3 protein-coding genes are annotated in these 20,162 nt (G+C 70.2%); all 3 read left to right on the top strand.

Features of this window, described 5'->3' with window-relative positions; all coding sequences use genetic code 11:
• Positions 1 to 3: 3 nt before the first annotated feature.
• From ACIBBB_RS25455 to ACIBBB_RS25445, 3 genes are read left to right on the top strand one after another with little or no spacing between them, the layout of a single operon-like run.
• Entirely contained in the window at positions 4 to 10,428 is a 10,425-nt protein-coding gene (locus ACIBBB_RS25455) for a type I polyketide synthase (RefSeq protein ID WP_398985763.1), read from the top strand.
• 32 nt (positions 10,429 to 10,460) lie between these two features.
• Entirely contained in the window at positions 10,461 to 17,012 is a 6,552-nt protein-coding gene (locus tag ACIBBB_RS25450; protein WP_398985936.1) for a type I polyketide synthase, read from the top strand.
• Between the two features lies 1 nt (position 17,013).
• Positions 17,014 to 20,133, top strand: a complete 3,120-nt coding sequence (locus ACIBBB_RS25445; protein ID WP_398985761.1) for a type I polyketide synthase — start codon at positions 17,014 to 17,016, stop codon at positions 20,131 to 20,133.
• Positions 20,134 to 20,162: the final 29 nt, after the last annotated feature.

The following is a 20,162-nucleotide window of genomic DNA, read 5'->3' as shown; positions in this document are numbered from 1 at the left end:
CTGGTGGAAGGCGTCGACAAGCTCCGGTCCTACTTGCAACGCGCCGTCGGCGATGCGCAGGCCCTGCGCGAGCGGGTGCGCGAGCTGGAGGAGTCCGGCCGCGAGCCGATCGCGATCGTGGGCATGTCCTGCCGCTATCCGGGAGATGTCCGCGCCCCCGAGGACCTGTGGCGCCTCGTCAGCGAAGGCGTCGACGCCATCACCGACTTCCCCACCGGTCGCGGCTGGGACACAGAGAAGCTTCTCGATACCGACCCGGATCGACCCGGTGCGTCCTATGTCACCAAGGGCGGCTTCCTGTCGGGTGCGGGGGAGTTCGATGCCGGTTTCTTCGGGATCAGTCCGCGTGAGGCGACGGCGATGGATCCGCAGCAGCGGTTGTTGCTGGAGACGGCGTGGGAGGCGTTCGAGCGGGCGGGCGTGGATCCGGCCGAGCTGCGTGGCAGCCAGACGGGGGTCTTCGTCGGCGCGATGAGTCAGGAGTACGGCCCTCATCTGCACGACGGTGCTGCTGGGTTCGACGGGTATTTGTTGACTGGCAACACCGCGAGTGTCCTCTCTGGTCGTGTCGCCTATTCCTTCGGGTTCGAGGGGCCGGCGGTGACGGTGGATACCGCGTGCTCGTCCTCGCTGGTCTCGATGCACCTGGCGGCGCAGGCGCTGCGCACCGGCGAGTGCTCCCTGGCCCTGGCCGGTGGCGTCACCGCCATGGCCACCCCGGGCATGTTCGTGGAGTTCAGCCGCCAGCGCGGGCTTGCGACCGACGGGCGGTGCAAGGCGTTCGCCGAGGCTGCTGACGGCACCGGTTGGGCGGAGGGTGTGGGTCTGCTGTTGCTGGAGCGGCTGTCCGACGCGCGGAGGAATGGTCATGAGGTGTTGGCGGTCGTGCGTGGTTCGGCGGTCAATCAGGATGGTGCGTCCAATGGGCTGACCGCTCCCAATGGGCGCTCGCAGGAGCGCGTGATCCGGCAGGCGCTGGCCAGCGGGGGTCTCACGCCGGGCGATGTCGACGTGGTTGAGGCGCATGGCACGGGTACGACGTTGGGTGACCCGATCGAGGCGCAGGCGCTGCTGGCGACTTATGGTCAGGACCGGCCGGAGGATCGGCCGTTGTGGCTGGGTTCGCTGAAGTCGAACATTGGTCACAGCCAGGCTGCGGCGGGTGTGGGCGGCGTCATCAAGATGGTGATGGCCATGCGCCACGGCCTGCTGCCCAAGACGCTCCACGTCGACGCCCCCTCGCCCCACATCGATTGGGCGTCCGGTGCGGTGGAGTTGTTGACGGAGGCGAGGTCGTGGCCGGAGACCGGTCGTCCGCGCCGGGCCGGTGTGTCGTCGTTCGGTGTCAGCGGGACGAACGCGCACTTGGTGCTGGAACAGGCTCCGGAGGTTGAGGAGTCTTCTGCCCGGAGTGTGGTGGGGCCGGTGGTGGTGACGGATGGGGTGTTGCCGTGGGTGGTGTCGGCGAAGTCTGAGGCTGCGTTGGGGGAGCAGGCGCGGCGGTTGTTGGATCATCTTGACCGTGATCCGGGGGTGACACCGGTTGAGGTGGGTCATGCGTTGGTGGCGGGCCGGTCGGTGTTTGATCGTCGGGCGGTGGTGGTCGGCCGTGAACTGGCTGATTTCCGGGGTGCGTTGGCGGCGTTGGCTTCCGGTGAGCCCTCCCCGCATGTGGTGACCGGGTTGGCGGCCCAGCCGGGGAAGACGGTGTTCGTGTTTCCCGGTCAGGGTTCGCAGTGGGCCGGTATGGGTGTGGGTTTGATGCGTACGTCGCCGGTGTTCGCCCAGCAGTTGGATGAGTGTGCGGCGGCGCTTGAACCGCACACGGGCTGGAATCTGGTTGATGTTCTGGGTCAGGTGCCGGGTGCTCCGAGTCTGGAGCGGGTTGATGTGGTGCAGCCGGCCTTGTGGGCGGTGATGGTGTCTCTGGCTCGTCTGTGGGAGCACGTGGGTGTGGTTCCGGATGCGGTGGTGGGTCATTCGCAGGGTGAGATCGCCGCCGCACACATTGCCGGCATTCTCACGCTGGAGGACTCCGCCCGGATTGTGGCGCTGCGCTCTCAGGCCATCGCAGGAATTGCCGGTCGGGGTGGGATGGTGTCGGTTCCCCTTCCCATGGTGGATGTTGAGGATCTGATCGTCCGCTGGGCGGGACGGGTGTTCGTGGCGACGGTCAATGGGCCCTCGTCCACGGTGGTCGCGGGGGACAGCGATGCTGTCGAGGAGTTGCTGGCTCACTGTGAGAGTGAGGGCATCCGGGCTCGTCGCGTTCCGGTCGACTATGCCTCCCACACCCCACATGTGGAGGCTCTCCATGACCGGTTGCTGGAGTTGTTGGCACCTGTCGCACCTCAGCCGACCACGGTTGCTTTCTATTCGTCGGTCGCTGGTCATGTTGGTGGTGTGATGGCTGATACCACGGTGATGGGTGCCGAGTACTGGTACGAGAACCTGGCCACCACCGTCGATTTCCAGGCCGCTACCCGGGCCCTGTTGGACGACGGGCACACGTTGTTCATCGAGTCCAGCCCCCATCCCGTTCTTACCCACCCCGTCCAGGAGACCGCCGAGGACCACACGAGCACCGGCGAGATCGCCGTGACAGGGACTCTGCGCCGGGACGAGGACACCTGGCAGCGTGTACTGACCTCGCTGGCCACCGCCCACACCCACACCACCGTCAACTGGGCCGGTTTCTACCCCACCACCCGGCCCACCCACCTCGACCTCCCCACCTACCCCTTCGAGCACCGGCACTACTGGCTGCTGGACACCGACCAGGCCGGCACCGATCCCCACGCCCTCGGCCTGCACGCCGTCGACCACGGTCTGCTCGGTGCCGCCGTCGACCTCGCGGACGACGACGGCCACCTGTTCACCGGGAGCCTGTCGCTGCGCAGCCACCCCTGGCTGGCCGACCACGCCGTCCACGACACCCCCCTCCTGCCCGGCACCGCGTTCGTCGAACTCGCCCTCCACGTCGGCCAAGCCACCGGCACCCCCCATCTGGAAGACCTGGCCCTCGAAGCACCCCTGATTCTCCCGGCCGTCGGCGGTGTTCACCTGCAGGTACACGTGGAGGTATCTGACGGTGACGGCCGCCGGGCCCTCAGCATTCACTCCCGACTCGACGACGGCACACCCGACCGGCCCTGGACCCGTCACGCCATCGGCACGCTCGCCCCCCAGGCGTCCGCCACATCGAACGCGGCCGAGTGGGCGAAGTTGGCGGCCTGGCCGCCGGCTGGCGCCACTCCCTTGCCCGCCGACACCCTCTACGACCTCCTGGCGGACCGCGGTTACCGCTATGGCGCCACCTTCCAGGGTGTGACCGCCGCCTGGCGCCATGGCGGCACCCTCTACGCCGAGGTCACCCTCCCCACCGACGCCACCGACATCGACCGCTACGGCATCCACCCCGCGCTCCTCGACGCCACGCAACACCCGATCGGCATCGGCGGTCTTGAGCAGCGCCCGGACGAGGTGCTTCTTCCGTTCGCCTGGTCGAACGTCCAGCTTTACGCCGTGGGTGCCCGGGCACTGCGCGTCCAGATCACCCCTTCTGGCGCGGGGACGCTGGGCTTCAGGCTTGCCGATCCCGCCGGGCTGCCGGTCGCCGAGGTGGGGTCGCTGGCCATGCGGCCGATCACCACCGAGCAGCTGGCGAAGGCCGCCGCGACGGGAGGAGACGACCACCTGTTCCGCCTGGCATGGACCCCCACGCCCGTCGCGGAGACCCTCAAGACCGGTCGAGTGGCGTTCCTGGGCCCCACTCTTCCGGAGGCACTGGTCACGTCGCTGCCCGACGATGTCGCGGTCGAGAGTTACCCGGAGCTGGCGCAGCTACTGGCGGACGATACCGCCCCCCTCCCGGACCTGGTCATCGACATCGGCCTGCTGGAGCGTTCCGGCTCGGCCGAGGACGTTCCCGGCTCCGCGCGCGAGGCCGTTCAGTACGCCTTGGACATGGTCCAGTCATGGCTGGCCGAGGAGCGCCTGGCCGACAGTCGGCTCGTGTTCGTCACCAGGCGAGCCGTCGCGGTCCACGCCGACACCGAGTCGCCAAGCCCCGCAGACGCCGCCGTCTGGGGCCTGATCCGTACGGCTCAGACCGAGAACCCGGGCCGCTTCACCGTGATCGATCTGGACGACGAGAACGCCGTCTTCGCCGAGTCGTTCCGTGCGGCGCTGGGAAGCGACGAGCCGCAGGTGGCCCTCCGCGACGACGATCAGCGGCAGCTGTACGTCCCCCGGCTCGTGCGGGAGATCCCGTCCGACGACGCCAGCGTGCCGGAGCCGGCCGTGGGTGGCACGGTCCTGATCACCGGCGGCACGGGCACCCTCGGCACGTTGTTCGCCCGCCGTTACGCGATGGCTGGGCAGGCCGGTCATCTGCTGCTGGCCGGCCGGCGTGGCCCGGACGCTCCGGGTGCGCCCGAACTCGCCGCCGAACTGGCCGAGTTGGGTGTGAAGGTCACCATCGCCGCCTGCGACACCGCCGACCGCGACGCCCTCGCGGCGCTCCTCGCGGCCATCCCCGACAACCACCCCCTCACCACTGTCGTGCACGCCGCGGGCGTCCTCGACGACGGCACCATCACCTCCCTGACGGCGGAGCGGGTCGAGCGTGTCTTCCGCCCCAAGGTCGACACCGCCTGGCACCTGCACGAGCTCACCCGCGAAATGGATCTCACCGAGTTCGTCCTCTTCTCCTCCCTGTCGGGCGTCTTGGGCAGTCCGGGACAGGGCAACTACGCCGCGGCGAACGTCTTCCTCGACGCGCTGGCCCAGTGCCGTCGCGCCGAGGGCCTGCCCGCCACCTCGCTGGCTTGGGGACTGTGGGCCGACGGCAGCGATATGACCGGCCACCTGGTCGATACGGATCTGACACGCCTGGCTCGCCTCGGGGTCAAGCCCATCACGGCGGAAGAGGGGTTGGCGTTGTTCGAGGTCGCCCGTGCGACGCGCATCGCCTGCCCGGTCCCCGCCAAGATCGATCCCGCCCTGCTCCGTCCTCACCGGGAGACCGGCACGATTCCCCCTGTCCTTCAGGGCCTCGTACGCGTTCCCGTCAGTAAGGCCACCGCCGGTACGGCGGCCAACGCGATCGGCCTCCGCGATCGCCTTGCCCGCCTCTCCCAGGAGGAGGCCGAGGACACCGTCGCCACCCTCGTCCGCACGCAGGTCGCCCTCGTCCTGGGCCATGCCACGTCCGACACCATCAACCTCGCCCAGGCGTTCAAGGACCTCGGTTTCGACTCGCTGACCGCGGTCGAGCTGCGCAACCGCCTCAGCACCGCCACCGGCCTCCGCCTTCCCGCGACCCTCATCTTCGACTACCCCACCCCGCACCGTCTGACCGCCCACCTCCTCGCCACCCTCGTCCCGACCGGCCACGCACCTACTGCCGCCCCGGCCGCAACGGTCACCGACATCGCCACCGACGAGCCCATCGCCATCGTGGCGCTCGGCTGCCGGTATCCGGGCGGCGTGCAATCGGCGGACGACCTATGGAATTTGGTGGCGAGGGGGACGGATGCCGTCGCGGAGTTTCCGAGTGCCCGTGGCTGGGATGTCGAGGGGCTGTACGACCCCGATCCCGACCGGCCGGGCAAGACCTACGTCCGCGAGGGCGGCTTCCTCTACGACGCCGACGCCTTCGACCCCGCCTTCTTCGGCATCAGCCCCCGCGAAGCCCTCGCCATGGACCCCCAGCAACGCCTCCTACTGGAAGTCGCCTGGGAAACCATCGAACGCGCCGGCATCGACCCCACCACCCTCCAAGCCACCCCTACCGGCGTCTTCACCGGCGTCATGTACGGCGACTACGGCAGCCGCCTCAGCTCCGTCCCCGAAGACCTGGAGGGCTACCTGCTCAACGGCAGAGCGGGCAGCGTCGCCTCCGGTCGTGTCGCTTACACCTTCGGGTTCGAAGGGTCGGCGGTGACGGTCGACACCGCCTGCTCCTCCTCCCTGGTGGCCATCCACCTGGCGGCGCAGGCGCTGCGCACCGGCGAGTGCTCCCTGGCCCTGGCCGGTGGCGTCACCGTCATGTCAACGCCTGATGTCTTCATCGAGTTCAGCAAGCAGCGCGGCCTTTCCGCCGATGGGCGGAGCAAGTCCTTCGCAGCCTCCGCCGACGGCACCGGTTGGGCGGAGGGTGTGGGTCTGCTGTTGCTGGAGCGGCTGTCCGACGCGCGGAGGAATGGTCATGAGGTGTTGGCGGTCGTGCGTGGTTCGGCGGTCAATCAGGATGGTGCGTCCAATGGGCTGACCGCTCCCAATGGGCCTTCGCAGGAGCGCGTCATCCGCCAGGCCCTGGCCAACGCCCGGGTTCGGGCCGACGAGGTCGACGTGGTCGAGGGGCACGGGACGGGTACGACGTTGGGTGACCCGATCGAGGCGCAGGCGCTGCTGGCGACTTATGGTCAGGACCGGCCGGAGGATCGGCCGTTGTGGCTGGGTTCGCTGAAGTCGAACATTGGCCACAGCCAGGCTGCGGCGGGTGTGGGCGGCGTCATCAAGATGGTGATGGCCATGCGCCACGGCCTGCTGCCCAAGACGCTCCACGTCGACGCCCCCTCGCCCCACATCGATTGGGCGTCCGGTGCGGTGGAGTTGTTGACGGAGGCGAGGTCGTGGCCGGAGACCGGTCGTCCGCGCCGGGCCGGTGTGTCGTCGTTCGGTGTCAGCGGGACGAACGCGCATGTGATTGTTGAGCAGGCTCCGGAGGGTGAGGTTGCCTCCGTTGACGGTGTGGTGGGGCCGGTGGTGGTGACGGATGGGGTGTTGCCGTGGGTGGTGTCGGCGAAGTCTGAGGCTGCGTTGGGGGAGCAGGCGCGGCGGTTGTTGGATCATCTTGACCGTGATCCGGGGGTGACACCGGTTGAGGTGGGTCATGCGTTGGTGGCGGGCCGGTCGGTGTTTGATCGTCGGGCGGTGGTGGTCGGCCGTGAACTGGCTGATTTCCGGGGTGCGTTGGCGGCGTTGGCTTCTGGTGAGCCCTCCCCGCATGTGGTGACCGGGTTGGCGGCCCAGCCGGGGAAGACGGTGTTCGTGTTTCCCGGTCAGGGTTCGCAGTGGGCCGGTATGGGTGTGGGTTTGATGCGTACGTCGCCGGTGTTCGCCCAGCAGTTGGATGAGTGTGCGGCGGCGCTTGAACCGCACACGGGCTGGAATCTGGTCGATGTTCTGGGTCAGGTGCCGGGTGCTCCGAGTCTGGAGCGGGTTGATGTGGTGCAGCCGGCCTTGTGGGCGGTGATGGTGTCTCTGGCTCGTCTGTGGGAGCACGTGGGTGTGGTTCCGGATGCGGTGGTGGGTCATTCGCAGGGTGAGATCGCCGCCGCACACATTGCCGGCATTCTCACGCTGGAGGACTCCGCCCGGATTGTGGCGCTGCGCTCTCAGGCCATTACCCAGATCGTGGGTGATGGTGGGATGGTTTCGGTGCCTCTTGCGGTGGTGGACGTTGAGGGTCTGATTGCCCGGTGGGAGGGGCGGGTTGCTGTCGCCGCGGTGAACGGGCCGTCGGCCACGGTGGTTGCGGGTGACGCGGACGCGCTGGCTGACCTCGTCGCTCACTGTGAGGGTGAGGGTATCCGGGCGCGGAAGATCCCGGTGGACTATGCGTCGCATTCCCCCCATGTAGAGGCTCTTCACGACCGGCTGCTGGAGCTGCTGGCTCCGGTCCGTCCGCGGGAGCCCAGTGTGGCGTTCTATTCGACCGTGGCCGGTTACGCGGGCGGAGCGATGGACGACACGTCCGTGATGGGTGCCGAGTACTGGTACGAGAATCTGCGTACCAGCGTGGCGTTCGAGGCGACCACCCGTGCCCTGCTGGACGACGGCCACACCCTGTTCGTCGAGGCCAGCCCCCACCCCGTACTCACCCACCCCGTCCAGGAGACCGCCGAGGACCACACGAGCACCGGCGAGATCGCCGTGACAGGGACTCTGCGCCGGGACGAGGACACCTGGCAGCGTGTACTGACCTCGCTGGCCACCGCCCACACCCACACCACCGTCAACTGGGCCGGTTTCTACCCCACCACCCGGCCCACCCACCTCGACCTCCCCACCTACCCCTTCGAGCACCGGCACTACTGGCTGCTGGACACCGACCAGGCCGGCACCGACCGCGCGACCGGCGCCTCCGCGGCCCCGGTCGAGGCCGAGTTCTGGGACGCGGTCGACCGGGAGGACCTGGACGCTCTGATCAGCACGCTGGGACTGGGCGACGCCGAGGGCGAGCGCGACAGCGTGCACACGGCCCTTCCTGCTGTGCTGTCCGCCATGTCGTCGTGGCGGCGGCGCCGGCTGGATCGCTCGGTCCTGGAAAGCTGGCGCTACCGCGCGAGGTGGAAGCCGCTGGCCGGCGCCGGGACCGGGGCGACGCCGGGACTGGAGGGGAGCGCCTGGCTGGTGGTGGTCCCCGAGGCGACCGCCCAGGACCCCGCGGTGGAGACAGTGCTCGATGCCCTGCGGGAACGCCGTGCCCAGGTGATCCGATGGGACGTCGCACCGGCCGACCTGCGGGACCGCGACGCGCTTGGCCGACGGCTCGCCGCCATGCTCGAAGAGGGCGGGGTCCCGGGCCGCCTCACCGGTGTGCTGTCCCTCGCCGCACTCGTCGACGAGGGCCTGGGCGCCGCGCACGAGCCGGTCTCCGATGGCCTCGCCGGCACGGTCGCCCTGGTGCAGGCGCTGGAGGACGCGGGCGTCGAGGCCCGGCTGTGGTGCCTGACGCGCGAGGCGGTGTCCACGGGGAACGCCGACGCCGTCGCCAACCCGCTGCAGGCCCAGATCTGGGGCCTGGGCCGAGTGGTGGCGCTGGAGCGGCCGGAGCGGTGGGGCGGGCTCGTGGACGTGCCCGCCCGGCTGGACGGGCGCCCCGCGGAGCTGCTGTGCGCGGTCCTCGCCGACGTTGACGGAGTGGACGGCGTGGGTGGAGTCCATGGCGAGGACCAGGTGGCGGTGCGCACCTCGGGAGCGTTCGGTCGGCGGCTGTCGCGGGCACCGCTGGGTGACGCGCCGACGCGGGACTGGCGTCCGCGGGGCACGGTGCTGGTGACGGGCGGCGCAGGCGCGGTCGGATCCCACGTCTGCCGCTGGCTGGCCCGGGCCGGAGCGCCGCACCTTCTGCTGGTCAGCAGGCGCGGCAAGGACACGCCCGGCATCGCGGAGTTGGAGGCGGAGCTGACGGAATTCGGGTCGCGCGTGACGGTGGCCGCGGTCGATGTCGCCGACCGGGACGGGCTGCGGGAACTGCTGGCGTCGGTTCCGGAGGAGCACCCGCTGACCGCGGTGATCCACGGCGCCGGGGTGCTCGCCGACGGGTTGGTGGAGTCCCTCACGGCGGAGCAGTTGGAGCGGGTACTGCGGCCCAAGGTGGCCGCCGCCACGGCGCTGCACGAACTCACCGCCGATCTGGAACTGGACGCGTTCGTGCTGTTCTCCTCCGCCGCCGGCGTCTGGGGCAGCGGCGGGCAGGGCGGGTACGCCGCGGCGAACGCCTTCCTCGACGCGCTGGCCCAAGTGCGGCGGGCGGCCGGGCTGCCCGCGACCGCCGTGGCCTGGGGGTCGTGGGGCGGCGGCGGCCTGGTGACCGGCGAGGTGGAGGAACGCCTGCGCCGGCAGGGGCTGCCGCCGATGGCGCCCGAGACGGCGGTGGCGGCGCTGGCCGCCTCGCTGGACCGCGAGGAGACGCAGGTGACGGTGGCTCAGGTGGAGTGGGCGGAGTACGCGCCCGCCTTCACCGCGGCCCGGCCCAGCCGGCTCATCGCCGATCTCCCCGACATCGCCGTGCCCGCGGCGGCGAACTCCGGCGATGACGCCGATGGGGCGTCGGAGGGCGACCTGATGGCCCGTCTGAAGGGATTGCCCGATGACAAGTTGGACGAAGCCCTGCTGGAGACCGTACGCGCGCACGCTGCGGCGGTCCTCGGTCTGAGCGGGGCGGACGCGCTCGGCGCCGAGCGAGCGTTCAACCTGTCCGGTTTCGACTCGCTGACCGCCGTGGAGCTGCGGAACAGGCTGCGGCGCGTGACCGGGCTGCAACTGCCCAGCACGCTGCTGTTCGACTATCCGACGCCGGTCGTCGTGGCACGGCACCTGCGGGAGGAGCTGTTCCCGGAGCGGACGGCCGGCGGCGGCGCCCCTGGCGGAACGCCGGCCGACGTGTCCGACGTGGACGACGCCGCGGTGCGGGATCTGGTGCTGTCGATTCCGCCGGCGCGGCTACGCGAGTCGGGGCTCTTGGAGTCGCTGCTGAGTCTGGCGAGCAGCTCCACTGTCAACGGCGCCGAGGCGAACGGTGCGGGTCACGCGCCGGAGAACGGCGACGGGCCGTCGCTGGACGAGATGGGCGCGGACGACCTGGTGCGCATGGCCATGAAGAACGACGTTCCTGACGAGATGCGGAGGTCATGATGACCGAATCGAATGATGCCGTAGTCGAGGCGTTGCGGGCATCTCTCAAGGAGACCGAACGGCTGCGCCGCCTGAACGCCGAGCTGTCCGCGGCGTCACACGAGCCGATCGCGATCGTCGGCATGGGCTGCCGTTATCCGGGCGGCGTGCGCTCGCCGGAGGATCTGTGGGATCTGGTCGCCGCCGGGCGGGACGCCATCTCCGGCTTCCCGCAGAACCGTGGCTGGGATCTCGATGAGCTGTACGCGCCGGAGCCGGGCACCCACGGCAAGTCGTATGTGCGCGAGGGCGGCTTTCTGCACGACGCGGACGAGTTCGACTCGGGCTTCTTCGAGATCAGCCCGCGCGAGGCGATGGCGATGGACCCGCAGCAGCGGCTGCTGCTGGAGACCTCGTGGGAGGCGGTCGAGCAGGCGGGCATCGATCCGACGACGCTGCGCCGGAGCCGTACGGGCGTCTACTTCGGGGTCGCGCGTCAGGAGTACGGGGCGCCGATGCACGAGTCGCCGGAAGAGATCGAGGGTTACCTGGTAACGGGCACCTCGACCGCGGTCGCCTCCGGACGCGTCTCCTACGTGTGGGGACTTGAGGGTCCGGCCGTCACGATCGACACGGCGTGCTCGTCGTCGCTGGTGACGCTGCACCTGGCCACCCGGGCACTGCGGAACGGCGATTGCTCGCTGGCCCTGGCGGGCGGCGCGACGGTCATGACGATGCCAGGCGTGTTCATCGAGTTCAGCCGCCAACGCGGGCTGGCCCCGGACGGCCGGTGCAAGCCGTTCGCGTCCGCCGCGGACGGCACGGCCTGGGGTGAGGGCGTGGGCGTGCTGCTGCTGGAGCGCCTCTCCGACGCGCGGAAGAACGGCCACCAGGTGCTGGCGGTCGTGCGCGGCTCGGCGATCAACCAGGACGGGGCGAGCAACGGCCTCACCGCCCCTAACGGCCCCTCCCAGCAGCGCGTCATCCGCCAGGCCCTGGCGGACGCCCGGCTGACGGCCGACCAGGTGGACGCCGTCGAGGCGCACGGGACGGGCACGACGCTGGGCGACCCGATCGAGGCGCAGGCGCTGCTGGCCACCTACGGCAAGGAGCGGCCGGCGGACCAGCCGTTGTGGCTGGGGTCGGTGAAGTCGAACATCGGCCATCCGCAGTGCGCGGCGGGCGCGGCGGGGGTCATCAAGATGGTCATGGCCATGCGGCGCGGCACCCTGCCGAAGACGCTGCACACGGACGAGCCGACACCGCACGTGAACTGGTCCGCGGGCGCGGTGGAACTGCTCACCGAGGCGCGGCCGTGGCCCGAGACGGGTGATCGGCCGCGGCGGGCCGCGGTGTCGGGGTTCGGCGTGAGCGGGACCAACGTGCACCTGATCCTTGAGCAGGCGCCGGAGGAGGAGGCGGCGCCTGAGGAGGAGACGGCGCCCGACACCGCCTGTCACTTGTCGGCCGAAGCCGGCGTACCGGTGCCGTGGGTCGTGTCGGCGAGGTCGGAGGAGGCGCTGCGGGCGCAGGCGAGGAAGCTGCGTGATTTCGCCGCTGGCGACGCGGGCCTGGACATCGCCGATGTCGGTTGGTCGCTGGTGTCGAGCCGGGCTCGGTTCGAGCATCGAGCGGTGGTGCTGGGCCGCGGTCGGGACGAGTTGCTGAGCGGTTTGACGTCGTTGAGCGAGGGCGCGGAGTCCGCCGGGGTGGTACGCGCTGTTGCCGGGGACCTCGGGGAGACGGTCTTCATGTTCCCGGGGCAGGGGGCTCAGTGGGCCGGGGTGGCACGGCCGTTGTACGAGGCGTTCCCCGTCTTCGCGCGGAGCCTCGACGAGGTCTGTGAACGCTTCGCCGCACATCTCCCCTTCGCCCTGAAGCCGCTGCTCCTCGCCGACGAGCCCCCGGAAAGCGAGCGAACGGACATCGCGCAGCCGGCGTTGTTCGCCCTGCAGGTCAGCTTGTACCGGCTCCTGGCGTACTACGGTCCGCGGCCGAACCACCTGATCGGTCACTCGGTCGGCGAGATCGCGGCCGCTCACGTCTCCGGTGCCATGGACCTGGACTCCGCGACCAGGCTCGTGGCCGCTCGCGGACTGGTCATGCAGAAGGTCACCGAGCGGGGCGCCATGCTGGCAGTACGCGCTTCGGAAGCCGACATGAGCACTCCGCTCAGCCGGTACGGCCGCGTCGGCGTCGCCGCCGTCAACGGTCCGGAGTCGGTCGTGGTCTCCGGCACCCGCGACGAGGTCCACGACCTCAGGGAACGGCTCGTCGCCGACGGCACGTCGGCGAAACTGCTCAAGGTCGACCACGCGTTCCACTCCCCGCTCATGGACCCGATCCTGGACGAGTTCGCGGGGTCGATCGGCAAGCTCCCCGCCGGCGAGATGCTGATCCCGGTCGTCTCGACCCGGTTGGGCCGCGAGGCCACGCTCCAGGAGCTGACGTCCGTCGAGCACTGGGTGAACCACGTTCGCGAACCCGTTCGCTTCTTCGACGCGGTGGAGTGCGCCCGTACGGCCGGGGCGAGCGTCTTCCTCGAAGTGGGCCCGGGATCGACGCTCGCGAGCATCACCAAGGAAGCCTTCGCCGGTGAGGGCGTGGACGACACGGTGGTCCTGTCGTCGTCGCGGCGGGACCGCGGGCCGGCCGAGGCACTGATCGGCTCGCTGGCCCAACTGCACGTCCGGGGCGGCGTCGTGGACTGGGACGCCCTGTTCGGGGCGCGACGACGGGTGGATCTCCCGACGTACGCGTTCGAGCGGCAGCATTACTGGCTGGACTTCCGGGCCGGGAACGGTACGGCGGACGTGGCCTCCGCCGGCCTCTCGGCTCCGGAGCACCCACTGCTGGGCGCCATGGTGGACCACCCCGGCACCGACGAGGTGGTGTTCACCGACCGGTGGTCCCTGCGGACCCACAGCTGGCTGGCCGATCACGCCGTGTTCGGCACGGTCGTCGTACCGGCGACGGCCTACATGGACCTGGCGCTGTCCGTCGGCGACCTCGTCGGGTGTGCGGCGATCGAGCAACTCTCCTTGGAGATTCCCCTGGTCCTTCCCCGCTCGGGCGACGTGCGGGTACGGGTAGTCGTCGGTGCGGCGGACGAGACGGGACACCGCCCCCTGGACGTGTACTCGCGCCCCGGCGAGGACGGCCGGACGGTGGGCGGCTGGATCCGTCACGCGACGGGGAGCCTGTCACCGAGCACACCGAGCACACCGCAGGCGACCGCGCGGACCGATGACGCGCGCTCACTCGCCGTGTGGCCACCGGCCGGGGCCGAGCGACTCGATATCGACGGTCTCTACGATTCCCTCGCGGAGACGGGTTTCGACTACGGTCCGACCTTCCGCGGGCTGCGGGAAGTGTGGCGACACGGTGATGATCTCTACGTGCTGGCCACGTTGCCGGAGACCGACGACGGCTCGGCCGGCGGCGGGTTCGCCCTGCATCCGGCGCAGATCGACTCGGTGCTGCACGCGGTGGTGCCCGGCGGTGTCCTCGACGTGGACGGCGGGCGGGGCTGGATGCCCTTCTCGTGGTCCGGCGTGAACCTGTTCGGGGTGTGCGGCCCGAGCGTGAAGGTCCGGATCACCCCGGCCGGCGAAAGCGTCGTGTCCTTGGACATCGCCGACGAGCACGGTCGCGACATCGCCCACGTCGAGGCCCTGACGTTCCGGCCGGCCAGTGCCGAGCAACTGCGCTCGGCGCGAGGCGGGCACGAGCAGTCGCTGTTCGAACTGGAATGGCGACCGGTCCAGCGGAGCGGGCGGCAACCCCGCCGCGGGCGGTGGGGCGTTCTCGGTGCGAAGAACGGCCTGGCCTCTCGACTCTCCGAGGCAGGCGACGAGAGTGTCGTGCTCCACGAGTCCATGGACGACGTCCTCTCGGGGGAGGCACCCCGGGACATCGTCCTGTGCCTGGACGACTTCGTCCCCGCCGACACCGATCTGCTCGCCGCGGTCGGCGGCGCGGACACGCGCGTGCTGCTCTGGGTCCAGCGGTTCCTCGCCGAGGAGCGGCTCGCTGGATCCACGCTGGTGGTGCTCACCCGCCTGGCCATCGACACCGGTGGCGGGGAGAGCGTCGACAGCCTCCCCGGCGCGTCCGTGTGGGGCCTGATACGGTCCGCCCAGACGGAGCACCCCGGCAGGTTCCGGCTGGTGGACGTCGACGACGAGCAGACATCGTTCGCATGCTTCCCGGACGCGCTCGGCCTCGGTGAGGACCAACTGGCACTGCGGGGCGGGGCGTTCCTCACGCCCCACATGACGCCGACCCCACTTGCGCACCAGCACATCGAGCCGCCGGCGGCCGTCGGCGCTCACCGGCTGGGAATTCCGGACAAGGGGACCCTGGAGAACCTGACATGGGTTCCCTGCCCCGAGGTGGAAGCACCCCTGACGAGCGGGCAGGTGCGCATCGCCGTGCACACCGCGGGGCTCAACTTCCGGGACGTCACCCTGGCCCTGGGTCTGGTGGAGAAAACCGCCTTCGGCGCCGGGCTCGGCAATGAAGGCGCCGGAACGGTGCTGGAGGTCGCGGACGACGTCGCCCGTCTTGCGCCGGGTGACCGGGTGATGGGTGTGATCCCCGGCGCCTTCGGCCGCGTGGCCGTGGCGGATCACCGCACGCTCATGCCCATCCCCGACGGGTGGAGCTACGCCGAGGCGGCGTCCGTGCCGAGCGCCTTCCTCACGGCCTACTACGCGCTCTTCCACCTGATGAAGCTTGAGAAGGGACAGCGGATTCTTGTCCACGCCGCGGCAGGCGGCGTGGGGATGGCCGCCGTTCAACTGGCCAGGCACGCCGGTGCCGAGGTGTACGGAACCGCGAGCCCGGCCAAGTGGCCCGCCCTGCGCGCGCTGGGACTCGATGACAATCACCTGGCGTCGTCGCGGGATCTGGAGTTCGTGGAGAAGTTCCTGGACTCCTCGGACGGTCGCGGTGTGGATGTCGTTCTGAACTCCCTCGCGTTCAAGTTCGTCGACGCGTCGCTGAGGCTGCTGCCCGAGGGCGGGAACTTCCTTGAGATGGGGAAGACGGATATCCGTGATCCCCACCAGGTGGTGGCCGATCACCCCGGAGTCGACTACCGGGCCTTCGACGCCTACGAAGTGAGCCCGGACCTGCGCCACGAGTTGTTCCGAGACGTCATGGAACTGTTCGCCGACAAGCGGGTGTACCTGAACCCGATCTCCGTCCGGAACATCCGCGACGCGCGCAGGGCATTTCGCGAGATGAGCCAGGGCCGCCACATCGGCAAGCTGGTCATCGAGGTGGGCGGGGGCTTCGGCGGTGGGACCGTGCTGGTCACGGGCGGGACCGGGGGACTGGGTTCGCTGGTGGCGCGGCACCTCGTCGCCGAACACGGTGTGCGGAGTCTGGTGCTGGCGAGCCGTCGGGGAGCGTCGGCCGACGGGGTTCGTGAGTTGGTCTCGGACCTGGAGGGGGCGGGCGCGGCTGTCAGAGTCCGGGCATGCGATGTCGCGGACCGGGCCGCCGTGGCGGACATGCTCGCGGACATGCCGGGGGAGTACCCGCTGACGGCGGTCGTGCACGCGGCGGGTGTGCTGGCGGACGGCACAGTCGAGTCGCTCACTGCGGAGAGCCTCGAACGCGTGCTGCGTGCCAAGGTCGGCGGTGCGGTCAACCTGCACGAACTGACCAGGGAACGCAACCTGTCGGCGTTCATCCAGTTCTCCGCCATCGCGGGCACGCTCGGCAGCGGAGGACAGGCGAACTACGCCGCGGCGAACGGGTTCCTGGACGGTCTGGCGGCGCAGCGCAGGGCGTCCGGCCTGGTCGGCATGTCGCTGTGCTGGGGCTGGTGGGAGCAGAGCAGCGGCATGACCAAGGACCTGGACCAGGCGGACCTCTCGCGGAGCCGACGGCTGGGCATCGCCCCGATGCCCACACCCGAGGCGCTGGCCCTGTTCGACTCTGCCTGCGCGATCGACAAGCCCGTGCTCATCCCTGCCCGGGTGGACCTCGCCACGCTGCGGAACAAGACCGGCGACGAGCCGCCGCCCCTCCTGCGCGACCTCGTCGACGGCAGCCGTCCACTCCGGACCCGGACGAGTACGACCAAGGACAGCGGCCCCCTCGACCTGCCCGCCCGGCTGGCCGCCCTGTCGGAGGGCGAGGCGCAGGCAGCCGTGCTGGACCGGGTCCGCGAGCACGCCGCCATCGTGCTCGGGCACGCGTCCAGCACGGCCGTCGACGCAGACCAGGCATTCACCCACCTCGGATTCGACTCGTTGACCGCGGTCGAACTGTGCAACCGCCTGGCTTCCTCGACCGGACTGCGCCTGTCGTCCTCCCTCGTCTTCAGCCACCCGACACCACGCGAGCTGGGCCGTCACCTGTGTGGCCTGCTGCGTCCGGCGCCGGACACGAACGCGGCTGAGGACGCGGAGATCCGAGAAGCGCTGCGGACTGTCCCGATCGACAGGCTGCGGAGCGCGGGCATCTTGGACCTGGTTCTGGCGTGCGCCACCGAAGGGCCGGCGCCGGACGCGGGAACCGGTGCGGACGAACTGGCCGCCATGGACCTGGATGCTCTGGTCGACCTGGCTTTGGACGAGAGGGGTAACTGACATGACCGACTCCGCGGATCGCACGGCGGACGGCGCGGACCGGGTCCAACGGGCGCTCCGCACGCTGCTGGAGGAGCGCGACCGCCTCCGGCAGGAGAACGACGCTCTGAAAGCCGGCCGCGGCGAGCCGATCGCCGTGGTGTCCATGGCGTGCCGCTACCCGGGAGGCGTGTCGTCGCCCGAGGAACTGTGGGACGTGGTCCGCAGCGGCCGGGACGTCGTGGAGGAGTTCCCGAAGGACCGCGGGTGGCGGGACGTGTACGACCCGGATCCCGACGTCATGGGCAGTTCGTACGTGCGGCACGGCGGGTTTCTGACGGACGTGGCCGACTTCGACGCGCATTTCTTCGGCATCAGTCCGCGTGAGGCGCTGACGATCGATCCGCAGCAGCGCCTGTTGCTGGAGACGTCGTGGGAGGTCTTCGAGCGGGCGGGCATGGTTCCCGCCGGTGTGCGCGGGACCGACGTCGGTGTCTTCACCGGGGTGAGTTCGTCCGAGTACGGGGTGCGTTTCCTGGAGAGGAGCATGCCTGAACTGGAGGGGTACCTGATCCAGGGCAGCACGCTGAGCGTCGCGTCCGGCCGCGTGGCGTACGAACTGGGGCTGACCGGGCCGGCGGTGTCGGTGGACACGGCGTGCTCGTCGTCACTGGTCGCCATGCACCTGGCGGTGCAGTCCCTGCGTACGGGGGAGTGCTCGCTCGCGCTGGCAGGCGGGGCGTTGGTGCTGTCGACGCCCGCGGTCTTCGTGGAGTTCTCCCGGCAGCGCGGTCTGGCGGCCGACGGCCGGTGCAAGTCCTTCGCGGACGGAGCCGATGGGACCGGTTGGGCCGAAGGGGTGGGCGTGCTGCTCCTTGAGCGGCTGTCCGACGCCCGTCGCAACGGCCACCCGGTGCTGGCCGTCCTCCGCGGTTCCGCGGTGAACCAGGACGGGGCGAGCAACGGGTTGACCGCTCCCAACGGCCGCGCTCAGGAGAAGGTGATCCGCAGAGCACTGGCGGACGCGGGGGTCTCGGCCGCCGAGGTGGACCTGGTCGAGGCCCACGGCACCGGAACCGTGCTGGGGGATCCCATCGAGGCGGACGCTCTGCTGGCGACCTACGGGCAGGACCGGGCCGAGGGCAGGCCTCTCTGGCTGGGGTCCATGAAGTCGAACATCGGTCACGCCCAGGCCGCTGCCGGGGTCGCCGGCGTCATCAAGGCCGTGATGGCCCTGCGCCACGGGTTCCTGCCGAAGACCCTGCACGTGGATGTCCCCTCGCGGCACGTGGACTGGTCATCCGGTGCGGTCGAACTTCTGGTGGAGGGGCGTCAATGGCCCCGGGCGGACAGTCCGCGGCGGGCCGGGGTGTCGTCGTTCGGGGTCAGCGGCACCAACGCGCATGTGATCCTGGAAGAGGCACCACCGCTCAAGCAGGAGGACGAGCCCCGTCCGGGCCCGGCCGTCGCCGACGGGCTGGTGCCGTGGGTGCTGTCGGCCAAGAGCGCGGCGGCCCTGGAGCGGCAGGCAGCCGGACTCGGTGATTTCGCCGCTGCCCAGCCGGATGTCGATGTCGCCGATGTCGGTTGGTCGTTGGTGTCGAGCCGGTCGGGTTTCGAACACCGTGCGGTGGTCCTGGGCCGCGGTCGGGACGAGTTGCTGGGCGGATTGGCGGCGTTGAGCGAGGGCGCGGAGTCCGCTCGAGTCGTACGGGGTGTTGCCGGCAACCCCGGTGGCGTCGCCTTCATGTTCCCCGGACAGGGGTCGCAGTGGGTCGGCATGGGCCGGCAGTTGTACGACGCCTTTCCCGTCTTCGCGCAGAGCCTCGACGCGTGCGCCGCCGCTCTGGCCGAGTTCGTCGACTGGTCGCTGCTCGACGTGGTGCGCGGCGTGGAGGGCGCGCCCTCACTGGACCGGGTGGATGTGGTTCAGCCGGCGCTGTTCTCGGTGATGGTCTCCACGGCCGCCCTGTGGCGGTCCTGGGGGGTGGAGCCGGCCGCCGTGGTGGGACACAGCCAGGGCGAGATAGCCGCGGCCTACGTGTGCGGTGCGCTGTCGCTGCGCGAGGCCGCCAAGACCGTGGCGCTGCGCAGCAAGGCTCTGGTGGCTCTGATCGGTCACGGCGGGATGGCGTCGGTCGCGGAGTCCTCGGATCTCGTGGACCAACGTCTCGCTCCGTGGAACGACCGGGTGAGTGTCGCCGTTGTCAACGGTCCCGGCTCCGTGGTGGTGTCCGGGGAACCGGACGCACTCGACGAATTCGTCGAGAAGATGAAGGCCGAAGGCACTCAGGCCCGGCGAATATCGGTTGACTACGCCTCCCATTCACACCAGGTGACCCGAGTCCGCGACCAAGTGATCGAACCGCTGTCCGACCTGCGCCCCCAAACGTCGACGCTGCCCTTCTACTCGACCCTGTACGGCGAGACCATCGATACCGCGGAGTTGAACGGCACCTACTGGTACAACAACCTGCGCGAGAAGGTCCTCTTCGAATCCTCTGTCCGGCGGCTGGCCGACGACGGCTACCGGGTGTTCATCGAGATGAGCCCGCACCCCGTTCTGACTGTCCCGGTACAGGAGATCGTCGAGGACGTGGACGACGCCATGGTCCTGTCCTCGGCGCGGCGGGACCGGGGAGAGGTGGAGGCCGTGGTCGGTTCGCTGGCCGAGTTGCACGTCCGGGGCGGCGCCGTGGACTGGAACGCTCTGTACGGGACGCGTCGGCGGGTTGATCTGCCGACGTACGCCTTCGCGCGGCGGCGGTACTGGTTGAACTCCTTGCACACGGCCGTCGCGGCGGAACTGCCCGCGGCGGAGCTGCCCGCGGGGGACGACGAGCCCGTCGCCCTGCCGGACAGGGTCTCCGGCCTCCCCGACGACGAGGCGACGGCACTCGTGCTGGACCACGTCCTTGAGAGGGTCGCCGCCGTGCTCGGACACCCCTCCAGCGAGACCGTCGATCCCGACCAGGGGTTCACCAGCATCGGATTCGACTCGCTGTTGTCCGTGGAGCTGAGCAAGCGTCTGGCCGCGACGACCGGACTCAAGCTGAGGGCGAATCTGGTGCTGAAGCACCCGACACCGAGACTGATCGCCGGGCACATCATGACGTCGATGGCCGGCAGCGCCCGGCAGTGACCCCGCGGTATTTGGTGGCGCTTTTTCTT

Origin of the sequence: Streptomyces sp. NPDC051217, from assembly GCF_044455465.1 — a bacterium.
Classification (GTDB): domain Bacteria; phylum Actinomycetota; class Actinomycetes; order Streptomycetales; family Streptomycetaceae; genus Streptomyces.
The sequence above is the reverse complement of the archived record's forward strand: the minus strand, read 5'-3'. Positions and strand labels throughout refer to the sequence as shown.